We start from the raw sequence: 486 nt of genomic DNA, 5'->3' as shown, positions 1-486 counted from the left end.
TTGGCATTCACCCGCCAATCGGCGCGGTCCAGGTATTCGTTGACCGACGAGGCGACATCGACGGCGACATCCCTTGCCGGCGCGGCGGGCGGGGGCGTAAGCGGCGCCGGCATCAACGCGCCCTCCCTTGCCTGCGGCTTGCTGCCGCCCTTGCGGTGCTGCGGACGGCGGCGCCGGCCTTGGCAGGTCTGGTGGTGAAGGATGGCTGCATCTGTTCCCCGTGCTGCTGGGGGCGGGGCAGGCCAGGACGCATGGAGCCCTGCGGCGACAAGGCCGCATTGCCAGGCGCACCGCCGGGACACCCCGCCCGTGGTTCATCGTCATCATCACGGCAGGTCTCCTGGCTCGCAGGTCGCTGCCCTTGCCGGCCTTCCCAATGCCGTGCGGCACCAGTGGCGTGATCCGGCGCAGGCTCGCTGCTTACAGTTGCGGGGGCAGCGCCGGCCTTGCTCCGAAAGGCGCACCGGCTTCCCTCTTCGCTTTCGG

General features: G+C 70.6%; 1 riboswitch.

The window, feature by feature from the left end:
• Window positions 1–312: 312 nt before the first annotated feature.
• Window positions 313–486: riboswitch (cobalamin riboswitch) on the bottom strand. This riboswitch is flagged as partial in the annotation.

The organism is Paracoccus sp. FO-3 (assembly GCF_006386455.1).
Lineage (GTDB): Bacteria > Pseudomonadota > Alphaproteobacteria > Rhodobacterales > Rhodobacteraceae > Paracoccus > Paracoccus versutus.
The sequence above is the reverse complement of the archived record's forward strand: the minus strand, read 5'-3'. Positions and strand labels throughout refer to the sequence as shown.